Origin of the sequence: Winogradskyella alexanderae (genome assembly GCF_020166335.1) — a bacterium.
GTDB classification, from domain to species: domain Bacteria; phylum Bacteroidota; class Bacteroidia; order Flavobacteriales; family Flavobacteriaceae; genus Winogradskyella; species Winogradskyella alexanderae.
Genome location: NZ_JAIUJR010000001.1, coordinates 710,864 through 724,755 on the forward strand (window position 1 = coordinate 710,864; position 13,892 = coordinate 724,755).

The following is a 13,892-nucleotide window of genomic DNA, read 5'->3' on the forward strand; positions in this document are numbered from 1 at the left end:
TTTAAACTGTGTTTAATTGTTTAACAATGCTCTTGCCAAATCTTATATAGTCAAGTAGTGGTCGGTTTGATGGACAAACGTAACTACACGAACCACACTCAATACATGTTAAAATATCTTCATCGTTAGCACGGTCATATAGGCCTTTTTCAGAAAGATTCATCAACAGATGGGGCTCGAGTCCCATTGGACAAACAGTGACACAATCACTGCATCGTATACAGTTTTTTACTTCACCTCTACTGGCTTCACCTTCAGGAATAACTAAAATACCAGAGGTGCCTTTTGTGACAGGAACATCTAAATTTTTTATGGCTTGACCCATCATTGGACCGCCATTAACAATTTTTCTTGTACCTTCAGGTAGTCCTCCGACTTCGTTGACCAAATCCTTAATTGGAGTACCTATCTTTACCCAATAATTGGATGCATTCTTAAGATTTTTACCTGTAACGGTTACAACGCGTTCTGTTAATGGTATGTTGTGCTGAATAGCTTGGTAGATTGCGAAAATTGTTCCTACATTATGAACAATGACACCGACATCTAGAGGTAGGCCATTTTTAGGAACTTCCCTGTTTAGTAGCGCTTGTATTAGTTGCTTTTCGCTACCTTGAGGATACTTTACCTCAAGTGAAGCAACTTTAATTCCTGTTTCGTTTCTAGCTAATTCTTTAAGGACTTCAATAGCATCCCTTTTATTATTTTCAATTCCTATGATTGCCTTATCAACATGCAGTGCAGACATTAAAATCTTTATTCCGACAATGATTTCTTCAGCTTTTTCCAACATCAATCTGTGGTCTGCAGTCAGAAAAGGTTCACATTCAACACCATTTACAATTAAGTGATCTATTGCAACACCTTCTTTTATGCTCAATTTTACGTGTGAAGGAAATGTAGCACCACCTAAACCTACAATACCAGAATCATTTATTTTGTTCAAAATTTCATCAGAACTCAAGTCAAAATTCTTTTTTAGTGTTAAGGTTGGTTCTTCAAAATTCGATGCGTTCTTTGGATCAGTACGTATAACAATACACTGCTTTTTATAACCTTTTGTATCAACTATTTTATCTAATTTGGTTACAGTCCCGCAAACGGGAGAATGAATGTTAGAAGAAACAAAACCTCCTGATTTTGCTATAACCTGACCTATTTCAACTTTGTCTTTAATATTAACCACTATCTCCGCTGGAATACCTATGTGTTGCGATATGGGTACATATACAACTTTAGGAACTGACATCCGTTTTATTGGCTTTGATGAAGTAAGTTTATTTTCTGGAGGATGAACACCGCCTTTGAGAAACGTTTTAAGCATCAGTATTGATTTTTACAGATTCAACATTGACCTTTTTTTCGGCTGTGTCCTTCTTTACTTTTTTTGGAGGGAAATTCGTTTCTATAATAGAATGGGTTGGACAAACCTCAACACATTTTCTGCATAATGTGCACGCAATTGGATCTATATAGGCTAAATTATTTGTCATTGTTATGGCATCTTTTGGACAAATATCCTCACATTTTGAACAACCTATACAAGCTACATTGCAAGCTTTTCTGGCAATACCTGCTTTGTCTTCATTTAAGCATCCAACAAATACTTTTAAGTCTCTTTTTTGTTTTGGACGCATTTCAATAATACCTCTCGGACAGGCATCTACACAAGCACCACAAGATGTACATTTATCAGATATGACTACTGGTAATCCAGTATTTATATCCATATACATGGCGTCAAATTTACAGACTTGCACACAGTCACCATCACCTAGACAGCCGTACTGACAGTCCGTTTCACCGCTATAAATAATCGATGAAATTGCACACGATCTCGGCCCTTGATATTCCGTTGTCTTCGGTCTTACATCACAACCTCCTTGACATCTAACGACAGCTAGTGTTGGATCTTTTTCAACGACTTCTTTACCTAAAATAGATGAAACCTGAGCCATTATTTCATTTCCTCCAACTGGACAAAACAACTCTGATATATCTTCAGTATTTACGAGTTTTTCTGCAAACGCTTTACATCCTGGTGAGCCACAGCCACCACAATTAGCAGCTGGTAATATATCTTCAACTTCAGAAATTAATGGGTCTTCGTAGACGTAGAATTTTTTGGATACCACAAATAAAACTACTGCCGCCACAGATCCAAGGGAGGATAATAAAATAACACTATTTAAGATTGATTCTTGCATAATGAAATTAAGTTTTTAGGATCGAAATTCTGAAGGAAGACTTTAATTTGTTCTTTAAAACATAAAGTATCGTATAGTAAGGCATTAAGACAAAAAGCGATAATACACCTGCTACCCATTCCTTAACAAAAAGTGATGTTAATACAAGGGTAAAAACCATTAATAAAAATGGAAAAACATAAGCCCAGAACACCGCTATTAATCCTGTTGTCTTTCTCAAATTAACTTTGACTTTTTCATTAATTTGAAATGAATCATTTAAAGAATGAACTTCAATTTGTTTTGTGTCAGATCCGGAAACCCCGCAGCTACCTTTTGCATGACAAGATTCACAATGTATGTTTGGTTCTAATGTAACTGTTATAGAATCCTCAGCCACTCTCGATATAAATCCAGAATGACTAAAAAATTGATCTGATTTTTCTAAGGATTTCATAAATAGTACAGTTTGGTTCCAATTCAGGTACTAAATTACTTATTTGGTATCTAGGATTATATGACATATGTCATCTTAAATAAGGCGTTAAAATTTCATAAAATTTAGTATTGATAGGCCATATGGACTTATCTATTGTCATGTTTTTAAAAAGATTCACTTATTTTTGCACGTATTTTTAAAAAAATGGACATTACCATTAAAATAACAGACAGAGATGGCGTTCCTCATGAGGTTAGCGCGCCTACAGATATGGCTATGAATCTTATGGAGGTTGTTAGGACCTATGAATTGGCTCCAGAAGGAACTGTTGGCACTTGTGGCGGTATGGTGATGTGTGCTTCTTGTCAATGTTATGTATTGAGTGATACTGATTTACCAGAAATGCAAGACGACGAAGAAGCGATGTTGAGTGAGGCATTCTATGTAAAAGCTAATTCAAGACTCGGATGTCAAATTCCTATAACACCTGAACTTGAAGGTTTACAGGTAGAATTAGCACCAGAATCCTAACCTACTATTCAGTTTTATAATCCAAAAGTGGTGTTGGGCCTTCCAAGAGAACTCTTACAATTTGCAACACACCTTCTTCATTAGTGGCAATTTGCCATTTAATCAATGAAATTTTACCATCTTCAATTTCTAATCCTGTTATACTTCTTGGGTGAACACAGCTCCCATCGTTAAAAAATGCAATATCTCCTGGTTCTGGAAAGCGAGGCCTATGTGTATGTCCTGCAATTGTAATTAAATTATTATTCTCAATAATCCACTTTTTAGTTCTGCGTTCTACCTTAATGAGTTCTTTATAGTTTTTGGCAGGACTTGTTGGGTCTGCAATACCCATAACATTCAAAGGTTTCCATAGTACACGTACCATAAATCTGCTCCATTTCCAAAAAAGGTAATTCCACCAATCAGCTTGGTGACCATGGCATAGAAATATTTCTTGATTGGTTTCGGTATGTTTTAAAACAATTCCCTCATGATATACAATATCACAAAATAAATCTTCGTCATTGCCGGTTTTGGGATCAAAATAAGTGTTGAGGTATTTATTGACATAGTCTTTTTTTCGATAGACCATATCATGGTTTCCCCAAATCATATGTAGTCGTTCCTCATCATGAAATTGTTTCATGAGCAAGTAGACATTTTTGTGAGCATGAAGTATCGAGGTGAAAGACAGGTTTTCCCACAACTCATCACCATCGCCTAATTCGCAATAATGAAAACCTTGGTTGTAGTAGTGTTTTAGTGCATGGAAGTAAATATTTCTATTATTGGCGAAATCGTCAGCAAAGCTATTGTCACCTCTATGACAATCACTAAATAGAATAAATTTAGAATTGTCATTAAAAGGAATGCGGATAGCTTCGTTGTAAGCCCTATTTAACCTATGCGTTGTTGAAAGCATAAATCGAATTTACACAATTTATTCTAATAGGATTTCATAGGCCAATGGAAGCAACTGTGTTACGAGTTGAGAGTATGCAAATTCTGATGGGTGTAAATTATCTGGCGCTAGTAGCTCTGGATTTGTCAAGCCTTCAAAAATCAAATCTTGGGCATCGATAAAACTGTAGTTATTTAAATTACAAAAGTTTTCAATAAAGGTATTATAATTGATTAGTTCCTCTGTAATTTCAGACCCTCCAAATGCTTGTCCAAAACCAGTATTTGCATAATCTGGAATAGTAATTACGATAACATTTGCTTTTTCACCTTTTGCAAGTTGTGTTGCGGTATTTACGAGTTCTGGAAAATCTTCTTCGAACCAAGAAAAAGGTCTGTTTTGAAATTGATTATTGACCCCAATAAGTAAGGTCACTAAGTCAAAATCACTTGAAGGATTTTCACTTTCTATTCCGTCTTTTAAATTTCTGGTATTCCAACCTGTTTGCGCTATAACTTGCAATTCAAAAGTATCTACCGCATTAAATCTTAGGCTTAAACTATCAACGAGTTGCTCAGGATATCCACAGGTTTCACAGACAGCTTGTCCAAAGGTATAGCTATCACCTAATGATAAGATTTTAAAATATTTAGGGGTAACGGGCTTAGAATCATCAGAATTGCAGCTAAACAAACAAATGATAATTAACAATATATATGTCTTTTTCATAACTGTAAAGATACAATATGACTAAACTAAAAATGCTTCCAAATCTTGGAAGCATTTTGATGAATTGTTTCATTAAATTATTTGAATGCATTTAATCCGGTAATATCCAAACCTGTAATTAATAGGTGAATGTCATGTGTTCCTTCGTAAGTGATAACACTTTCAAGATTCATCATATGTCTCATTATGCTATATTCTCCTGTAATTCCCATTCCACCAAGAATCTGTCTTGCTTCACGTGCAATTTTTATAGCCATGTCAACATTGTTACGCTTGGCCATTGAAATCTGTGCTGAGGTCGCTTTATTTTCGTTTTTTAGTTGCCCTAATCTAAAAGCAAGTAACTGGGCTTTTGTTATTTCGGTTATCATTTCAGCTAGCTTTTTTTGCTGTAATTGAAACGCTGCTATGGGTTTGCCAAATTGAATGCGTTCTTTTGCATAGCGCAATGCTGTATCGTAACAGTCCATTGCGGCGCCTATTGCTCCCCAAGCAATTCCATATCGTGCTGAATCTAAACATCCAAGTGGTGCGCCCAATCCAGATTTATTTGGTAATAAATTTGCTTTAGGCACTTTTACATCTTGAAAAATTAATTCTCCTGTTGCTGATGCTCGGAGCGACCATTTATTGTGAGTTTCTGGCGTAGAAAAACCTTCCATACCGCGTTCTACTATTAAACCATTAATACGACCCTCTTCATTTTTAGCCCATACGACTGCAACATTACAGAAAGGTGAATTACTTATCCAAAGTTTGGCACCGTTTAGAAGATAATGGTCACCCATATCTTTATAATTTGTAGTCATTCCACCCGGATTACTTCCATGATCTGGTTCGGTAAGACCAAACGAGCCCATCCATTCACCAGATGCCAATTTTGGTAAATATTTTTGGCGTTGTTCTTCTGTTCCGTATTTCCAAATTGGATACATGACTAAGGAGGATTGAACTGATGCTGTGCTTCGCACACCAGAATCACCGCGTTCAATTTCTTGCATTATTAATCCGTAAGAAATCTGATCTAAACCAGCACCGCCATACTCTTCGGGAATGTAAGGACCAAATGCACCGATTTCGGCTAGGCCATTAATAATTTGTTTAGGGAATTCAGCACGTTGGGCATAATCCTCTATAATAGGGGAGATGTCTCTTTTTACCCATTCTCTAGCAGCATCCCTAACTAATTTATGTTCTTCTGTTAATAAATCATCAAGATTGTAGTAATCTGGAGCTTCAAATAAATCTGGCTTCATAAGTGAATTAAAATTTATAAAACAAAAGTAACGAAATCGTTTTCATTGCCCAACGAATACATTACATTTTGAGATAAAATTCTTTCGTTAATTCCATATACTCGGATGTGTATTGATGTCGTTTGTTTTCTATAGTGATTTCTGAAATTTTGTGTGGTAATGGCCTAAAAGAAAAGGACAGTAAACTCCGTTTGATTTCCGAATCTTTGTTACCTCTTACCAATGTGTGTTTGGTTATTTGGAGATTGACTTGTTTTGCTAATTCAACAAACTTATTTTGCTCTTTAAAAGGAATAATTGTGCAGAAAACACCATAATCATCTAAGAGCCTTGCTACTGCATAAATGAGATGTTCAAAAGGCATAGCATCACTGAATCTCGCTAAGTCTCTTGCCTTATTATTTGTTTTATAATCTTCAGAATAGAAAGGTGGATTACATACAATAAGATCATATTTATCTTCTGCTTCTTCTACAAATTCAAGTAAAGAAGCATGATAGCAGAACAAACGGTCTGCCCAAGGGGAATTTTCAAAGTTTTCCGTACATTGCTCAAAGGCTTCAGAATCAATCTCAATAGCTTCAATAAAACTTTGAGGTACTCTTTGTGCTAGCATTAAGGAAATTACACCTGTACCAGCACCAATATCTAATATGGTTTTAGGATCGTGATTTATTTCAGACCAAGCACCAAGTAAAACCCCATCTGTACCAATTTTCATGGCGCATTTGTCTTGCTGAATGCTAAATTGTTTAAATACAAATGGTTTGCCCATTACCCTTCAAGATATAAATCAATCAGCCCATCAGGTGTATTAACAAGTATGGTTTTATTGTGTCTATTTACCTTCACGATAAATTCGTCGTTCATTGGGATCAGTATTTCAATACCGTTTCGGTCAATTTCAAATAGAGATTGAGCTGTAGAGTCATTAATGGCTTTAATAACACCTACCTCTCCAAAATTTTTATCTAGAATTTTATATCCTATAATTTCATGAAAGTAGAATTTGTTACCTTCAAGTTTAGGCAATAATTCTAAAGGCAAGTAGAGATCGCATTTGAGAAGTGCGTCTGCATCAGCTTCTGTTTCAACATCTTCAAATTTTAATCGTAACAGTTCTGATTTGTGTAACTGAGCTCGTTCAATAAAAAAGGGTACAAGATTGCCTCGTAAATCAATGAAAATAGCGTCCAAATTGTCATATAAGTCAGGTTCGTCAGTATCTAATTTTGCAAGTAGCTCTCCTTTAAAACTGTACTTTTTTACAATCTTACCTAGATAAAAGCAATCGTCCTTTTTCATGATTATTTGAAATAAAAAACCCTGACGATAAGGTCAGGGCTAAAAGTATAAAAAATTAATTTTTACTCTTCTTCGTTTGAAGCTACTGTTTCCTCGGCTTCTTCCGCTACTTCTTCAACTACTGGTGCAGCTGCAGCGATTCTTGCTTCATTTACAGCTTTCTCAGCTTCTAAAGCTTTTGCTTTAGCGTCAGCTTCCGCTTTTGATAAACCGTCAGCTTTAGCTTTAATTTTAGATGCTTTTTCGTCTAACCAAGCGTTGAATTTCGCTTCAGCTTGTTCTTCCGTCAAAGCGCCTTTTTTAACACCACCAGCCAAGTGATTTTTCAATAGCGCACCTTTATAAGATAAAATTGCTCTAGCCGTTTCAGTTGGTTGAGCACCGTTCTGCAACCATTCTACAGATTTGTCAACATTCAAATCAATAGTTGCCGGGTTAGTGTTTGGGTTGTAAGCACCTAATTTTTCTAGATATTTACCATCTCTTTTTGCGCGTGCATCTGCCGCCACAATCCAATAAAAAGGTTTCCCTTTCTTACCGTGTCTTTGTAATCTGATTTTTACAGGCATAATAATTAATTAGTGAGGTTCTCGACCTCTGTTATTAATGAGGGCGCAAAGATAATATATTTTTTTAATTTTCAATGCATTAATGACCATAAGTGAATATCAAAAATTATTATACTTTTGACATTCTTGATTCGTTATATTTGAATCCTACATTAATACGCATTTTTAGAATGAAAAAAATATTCCTAATATCTCTCACGTTCTTTTTAATGTTCAGTTGTGGTGACGAAATCCAATTCAATAACCCAGCCTTTCAAGGCGACAGAGAAAACGAACTCTGGAGAGCACAGGTTTTTTATGCGGGCATTGAGGCAAATGGATTTTTAACCATAGTTGGCACCAATAACATAGAAACAGTTGAATTGAAAGTACCTACAGCCTCAGAAGGTACTTATGTTTTCGGTGATGTTAATACAATAGAGGCCGTTTATAGCGATGCGTTTGATACAAGATACTCAACTAACAACAGACCAGATGAAAGCGTTTCAGTTTATCCGGAACTTGGAGAGATAGTCATTGAAGAAATTGATTTGGTTAATGCAACGTTTACAGGCACTTACCGATTTTTGGCTTTTGATGATTCTGGCTTGAATTCAATTGGCTATGCAAATGGCATTTTCTATAAAGTCCCATTAGAATTTGGTGAGTTTCCTGTAGATCCTATAACTTGTGAAGACGTTCAGGCAGATGCACTCACTGCGAGATTGGCCTATGAAGCTACATTTGATGCTAGTCTAGATTTTATTGACAGTGCTGCACTTGCATTAGCATGCAACAATTATGTTGCAGCGTTAAATACCCAGCGCAATTATTGCGGTGATGTGGATGGGGCCATACAGAACATGATTGATAGTTTGGGTGAATGCCAAATTACTTGCGAACAGACTATAGCAAATCGGTTGGAAGCTGAGTCGCAATTTAGTGGCGCTACAATTGGCAATTACATAGAGCTCTGTAACCAATACAGAACATACCTTTTAGAAGAAATAAGTGTTTGTGGTCAAGGCAATACGGTCGCGCAGTCTATTTTAAACGATTTAAATTGCTTTGATTCAGATGGGGATGGTATTGCTAATGTATTCGAAGATTTCAACGGTGATGGAAATTTTAACAATGATGACACTGATGGTGATGGTATAACGAATTACTTAGACGATGATGATGATGGTGATGGCATATTGACAATCGATGAAGCTTACGATGCCAACGGTGATCCTATTGATACTGATGGAGATGGGGATGTAGACTTTTTAGATAATGACGATGATGGCGACGGTTTATTGTCAAACTTTGAAACTGGCGATAGTGATGGTGATGGTACGCCAGACTATCTCGATAACGATGATGACGGTGACGGTATTTTAACCATAAATGAAAACGCAGATCCTAACGGGGATGGTAATCCGGCAGATGCTGTTGATACAGATGGTGATGGCATACCGGATTATTTAAATGCATAGGGATTCATCATAAAAACAGATACAAAAACGCTACCTCTTAGGGAGCGTTTTTTGTTTACAATTGTTTATAACTTCATTTTAATTAGGTGGCATTATTTACTAATTTTAAAGTTCGGATTTTTAGCAAAAGAAGAAAGAATGTATTTAATATTTGACACTGAAACTACGGGTTTACCCAAGCGTTGGGATGCTCCAATTACAGATACCGATAATTGGCCAAGGGCAATCCAGATTGCTTGGCAATTGCACGATGCAATGGGTAATTGTCTCGATCACCAAGATTATTTAATCAAGCCGGACGGTTTCAATATTCCTTTTGATGCAGAAAAAATCCATGGTATTTCTACAGAGTTGGCCCAAGAGCAAGGAGTGCCATTATTAGAGGTTTTAGAAAAATTTAATATTGTCCTAGAACAATCCAAATTTGTTGTTGGTCAAAATGTTGGGTTTGATCTAAATATTATGGGTGCTGAATTTGTTCGCGAAAATATAGCCAATCAACTTCAGGAATTACCGGTATTAGATACATGTACAGAGCACACAGCCGAGCTTTGTCAAATACCAGGTGGACGAGGTGGTAAATTTAAACTGCCAACATTGACAGAGTTGCATGAGTTTCTTTTTGACGAGCCTTTTGCAGAGGCACACAATGCTACTGCAGATGTTGAAGCTACAACACGTTGTTTTCTAGAGTTAATAAGGCGTAGTGAGTATACGAAGGAGGAGTTGGACGTCCAGCCCGATTATTTTGAAGAATTTATTCAAACTAATCCACAGCCTATTCAATTGATTGGATTAAAGCATATTAATCTGAAACAAGAAAGTGCAAAGATTAATCTTCGCCTTCAAGAAGAACAAACAGATTTAGATATTGTCCAAACGAGTGAAGAAACAAAACAACAATTAGCAAATGTAGATTTTGTTCATCTTCACAACCATTCGCAGTTTTCCATTTTACAATCTACAATAAGTATTAAGGATTTGGTAGATGCAACTGCTAAGGAAGAAATGCCTGCAGTGGCCTTGACCGATCATGGAAATATGATGGGAGCTTTTCATTTTGTTAGTGCTGTGGCAAATCACAATAAACTAGTAAAATTAGAACACAAAAAAGCCGAGGAAATAGGGGAAGAAAAAAAGGGGAAAATCATTAAACCGATTGTTGGATGTGAGTTTTTTGTATGCGAAAACCATCAAGACAGGACCAGAAAAGATAATGGTTACCAAATAGTGCTTTTGGCAAAAAATAAAAGCGGGTACCATAATCTGGCAAAGTTGTCTTCGATAGCATTTACTGATGGATTTTACTATGTCCCAAGAATAGATAAATCATTAATTCAAACTTACAAGAAGGATTTAATTTGTCTTACAGGAAATCTATATGGTGAAGTTCCCAGTAAAGTTTTAAATGTTGGTGAGAAACAGGCAGAGGAAGCGCTTTTATGGTGGAAGGACACTTTTGGCGATGATCTCTACATTGAGTTAATGCGTCATAGTCAAGAAGATGAAAACCGCGTAAATCAAGTGTTAGTTCAATTCTCAAAAAAGCATGGAATTAAACTGGTTGCTACCAACAACACCTATTATGCTGAGCAAGAAAATGCCAATGCACATGACATTTTATTGTGTGTAAAAGATGGCGAAAAACAATCCACTCCGATAGGCCGAGGACGAGGTTACCGTTATGGTTTGCCAAACCAAGAATACTATTTCAAATCTTCTGAAGAAATGAAGGCCTTATTCAGGGATATTCCTGAAGCTATAATTAATATTCAGGAGGTAGTAGATAAAATTGAACCTTATCAGTTGGCTCGTGATGTATTACTTCCGGCTTTTGATATACCAGACGAATTTAAGGATTCTAAAGATCTTGAGGATGGTGGCAAACGAGGAGAAAATGCGTACTTAAAGCATCTTACTTTCGAGGGAGCCAAGAAACGATATGGAGACATAACTCCTGAAATAAAAGAACGTCTGGATTTTGAACTCAGTGTTATCGAAAATACTGGCTATCCAGGTTATTTTTTGATTGTTGAAGATTTTATAAGAGAGGCTCGAAATATGGATGTATCTGTAGGTCCTGGTCGTGGATCTGCTGCAGGCTCTGTTGTAGCTTATTGTCTTTGGATAACCAACATAGATCCAATAAAATACGACCTTCTTTTTGAGCGTTTTTTAAATCCCGATCGTGTTAGCATGCCAGATATAGATATTGATTTTGATGATGAAGGACGTGGTCGTGTAATGCAATACGTAATCGATAAATATGGTGCTAATCAAGTTGCCCAAATTATCACCTATGGTACAATGGCGGCAAAGTCTTCCATTCGTGATACTGCTCGTGTTTTAGATCTACCTCTTAATGAGGCAGATCATATTGCCAAGTTAATTCCTAACATGTCCAAGCTCGGTAAAATATTTGGGAAGACCGAAAAGGAGTTGGCACAAAAGTTTCGACAAGAGGAATTACTAAAGGTTAATCAATTACTCAATATTTCCGAAGGTGAAGATTTACAGGCAGAAACTGTAAATCAAGCGCGCGTTTTAGAAGGGTCAGTTAGAAATACAGGTATTCATGCTTGTGGCGTTATTATTACACCTGGAGATATTACAAATTATGTTCCTGTTGCAACAGCCAAAGATTCAGACTTATATGTTACCCAATTTGATAACTCTGTAGTTGAAAGTGCTGGACTTCTTAAAATGGACTTCCTAGGCTTAAAAACCCTGACACTGATAAAGGATACAGTAAAAATTGTAAAAGCAAAACATGGCATACAGCTAGATCCTGAGAACTTCCCGTTAGATGACGAAAAAACTTATGAGCTCTTTCAGCGAGGTGAAACCGTTGGGATTTTTCAGTACGAATCGCCTGGTATGCAGAAGCACATGAAACATCTTAAACCAACTGTTTTTGATGATTTAATTGCCATGAATGCACTTTACAGGCCTGGACCTATGGAATATATTCCAAGTTTTATTAATCGTAAACATGGCAAGGAAGAAATAATTTATGACTTGCCAGAAATGGAAGAATACCTTAAGGAAACTTACGGTATTACGGTTTATCAAGAGCAAGTTATGCTTCTGTCACAGAAGTTAGCTGATTTTACCAAAGGTGAAGCTGACGTTTTACGTAAGGCTATGGGAAAAAAGCAACGTGCTACACTAGATAAAATGAAACCAAAGTTTCTAGATCAGGCTGCAGCAAAAGGCATGGATCGCGAAAAGTTGGAAAAAATATGGAAAGACTGGGAAGCCTTTGCAAGTTATGCCTTTAATAAGAGTCATTCTACTTGTTACGCTTGGATAGCTTATCAAACCGCATACTTGAAAGCCCATTATCCTGCAGAATATATGGCAGCGGTTTTGTCAAACAACATGAACGATATTAAGTCGGTAACCTTTTTTATGGAAGAGTGTAAACGCATGCGTTTACCTGTTCTAGGGCCAAGTGTAAATGAGAGTTATTATAAGTTTTCTGTAAATAAAGATAATGCCGTAAGATTTGGAATGGGAGCAATTAAGGGGGTAGGTCAAGGCGCTGTAAAAACCATCGTAGAAAATAGAAAGAAGGACGGAAATTACAAATCTATTTTTGACTTAGCTAAACGGATAGATTTAAGAGCTGCAAATAAAAAATCATTCGAAGGACTGGCAAACGCAGGTGGTTTTGATTGTTTTGAAAACACACATAGGGCGCAGTATTTTGCTCATGATGGGGATGGGATTACCTTTTTAGAAAAAGCACTTAGGTACGGTGCAAAGCATCAGGAAAACGAGAACTCGGCCCAAGTGAGCCTCTTTGGTGATTCAAGTGATGTTCAAATTGCAGAGCCAAAAGTACCACCATGTGAAGAATGGGGTACAATGGAAAAACTTTCAAGAGAGAAAGAAGTAGTTGGTATTTACATAAGTGGTCATCCTCTCGATGATTTTAAAATTGAAATGCAAACTTTTTGTAATGGTGATATTTCGGTATTTAACAATCTTGAAGCTGTCATAAATAGAGAAATTACATTTGGTGGCGTAGTTACAGATGTACAACATAGGGTGAGTAAACAAGGTAAGGGGTGGGCCTTATTTACAATTGAGGATTATTCGGATAGTTATGAATTCAGAATTTTTGGTGAGGAGTATTTAAAATTCAGGCATTTCTTCGTTGTTAATTCATTCGTATATGTTAGAGCATTTGTAAAAGAAGGCTGGACAAACAGGGAAACAGGAAAAAAAGGTGAACCACGAATTCAATTTAATAATTTCCAACTGTTGCATGATGTTATGGATACCTATGCCAAAAAACTTTCCGTTCAGCTAAACATAGATGACCTAGAGAAGGATAAAATAACAGAGTTGCAAGATGTATTTAAAATGCATAAGGGGAAGCATGCGCTTAATTTTGTAATCTATGATCATGATGAGAAACTTAAGTTGAATATGCCGAGTCGGAAGCAAAAAGTTAAAATATCACAAGAACTTCTTCAGGAACTCGAAGATTGTGATGTAAAATATAAGTTGAACTAACACCCTAAGA

At 36.4% G+C, this 13,892-nt stretch carries 12 protein-coding genes; 3 read left to right on the plus strand and 9 right to left on the minus strand.

Annotation, left to right across the window (positions count from 1 at the left end; genetic code table 11):
• Nucleotide 1 precedes the first annotated feature (1 nt).
• Genes rsxC through LBU54_RS03155 form a run of 3 tightly spaced genes read right to left on the minus strand, consistent with a single transcriptional unit; the run spans nt 2 to nt 2,643 of the window.
• Nucleotides 2-1,324 carry an electron transport complex subunit RsxC gene (gene rsxC, locus LBU54_RS03145; protein ID WP_224525678.1) on the minus strand — a complete coding sequence of 441 codons (1,323 nt, stop codon included), beginning with the start codon at nt 1,322-1,324 and terminating at the stop codon, nt 2-4.
• Nucleotides 1,317-2,207, minus strand: a complete 891-nt coding sequence (locus LBU54_RS03150; protein WP_224525681.1) for a Fe-S cluster domain-containing protein — start codon at nt 2,205-2,207, stop codon at nt 1,317-1,319. Before LBU54_RS03150 ends, rsxC begins: the two co-directional genes overlap by 8 nt.
• Nucleotides 2,208-2,214: 7 nt before the next feature.
• Complete coding sequence (locus LBU54_RS03155; protein ID WP_224525684.1) at nt 2,215-2,643, minus strand: SoxR reducing system RseC family protein; 429 nt, start codon at nt 2,641-2,643, stop codon at nt 2,215-2,217.
• 186 nt (nt 2,644-2,829) lie between these two features.
• Here LBU54_RS03155 and LBU54_RS03160 point away from each other — a divergent pair, with 186 nt between their 5' ends.
• Nucleotides 2,830-3,156, plus strand: a complete 327-nt coding sequence (locus tag LBU54_RS03160; RefSeq protein WP_224525686.1) for a 2Fe-2S iron-sulfur cluster-binding family protein — start codon at nt 2,830-2,832, stop codon at nt 3,154-3,156.
• 4 nt (nt 3,157-3,160) lie between these two features.
• Here the strand turns inward: LBU54_RS03160 and LBU54_RS03165 are convergent, their stop codons facing one another.
• The 6 genes from LBU54_RS03165 to LBU54_RS03190 form a co-directional block, all read right to left on the minus strand.
• Complete coding sequence (locus LBU54_RS03165) at nt 3,161-4,060, minus strand: metallophosphoesterase family protein (protein ID WP_224525689.1); 900 nt, start codon at nt 4,058-4,060, stop codon at nt 3,161-3,163.
• Nucleotides 4,061-4,078: 18 nt separating this feature from the next.
• Nucleotides 4,079-4,768 carry a GDSL-type esterase/lipase family protein gene (locus tag LBU54_RS03170; RefSeq protein WP_224525690.1) on the minus strand — a complete coding sequence of 230 codons (690 nt, stop codon included), beginning with the start codon at nt 4,766-4,768 and terminating at the stop codon, nt 4,079-4,081.
• A gap of 77 nt (nt 4,769-4,845) precedes the next feature.
• The gene (locus LBU54_RS03175; protein ID WP_224525693.1) at nt 4,846-6,024 is read right to left on the minus strand and encodes an acyl-CoA dehydrogenase family protein; all 1,179 of its coding nucleotides are present in this window, start codon (nt 6,022-6,024) and stop codon (nt 4,846-4,848) included.
• A 61-nt stretch (nt 6,025-6,085) separates the two neighbouring features.
• Nucleotides 6,086-6,799 carry a tRNA1(Val) (adenine(37)-N6)-methyltransferase gene (locus LBU54_RS03180; RefSeq protein WP_224525695.1) on the minus strand — a complete coding sequence of 238 codons (714 nt, stop codon included), beginning with the start codon at nt 6,797-6,799 and terminating at the stop codon, nt 6,086-6,088.
• Nucleotides 6,799-7,329 (minus strand): ribosome maturation factor RimM, encoded by a 531-nt coding sequence (rimM, locus tag LBU54_RS03185; protein WP_224525699.1) that lies wholly within the window; start codon nt 7,327-7,329, stop codon nt 6,799-6,801. The genes LBU54_RS03180 and rimM overlap by 1 nt, the downstream gene beginning before the upstream one ends.
• 62 nt (nt 7,330-7,391) lie before the next feature.
• Nucleotides 7,392-7,898: a 30S ribosomal protein S16 gene (locus LBU54_RS03190; RefSeq protein ID WP_224525718.1), complete on the minus strand. Its 507-nt coding sequence runs from the start codon at nt 7,896-7,898 to the stop codon at nt 7,392-7,394.
• 170 nt (nt 7,899-8,068) lie between these two features.
• Here LBU54_RS03190 and LBU54_RS03195 point away from each other — a divergent pair, with 170 nt between their 5' ends.
• Both LBU54_RS03195 and dnaE read left to right on the plus strand, forming a co-directional pair.
• Nucleotides 8,069-9,358 (plus strand): DUF6252 family protein, encoded by a 1,290-nt coding sequence (locus tag LBU54_RS03195; RefSeq protein WP_224525721.1) that lies wholly within the window; start codon nt 8,069-8,071, stop codon nt 9,356-9,358.
• A 138-nt stretch (nt 9,359-9,496) separates the two neighbouring features.
• Nucleotides 9,497-13,882, plus strand: a complete 4,386-nt coding sequence (gene dnaE / locus LBU54_RS03200) for a DNA polymerase III subunit alpha (RefSeq protein WP_224525724.1) — start codon at nt 9,497-9,499, stop codon at nt 13,880-13,882.
• Nucleotides 13,883-13,892: the final 10 nt, after the last annotated feature.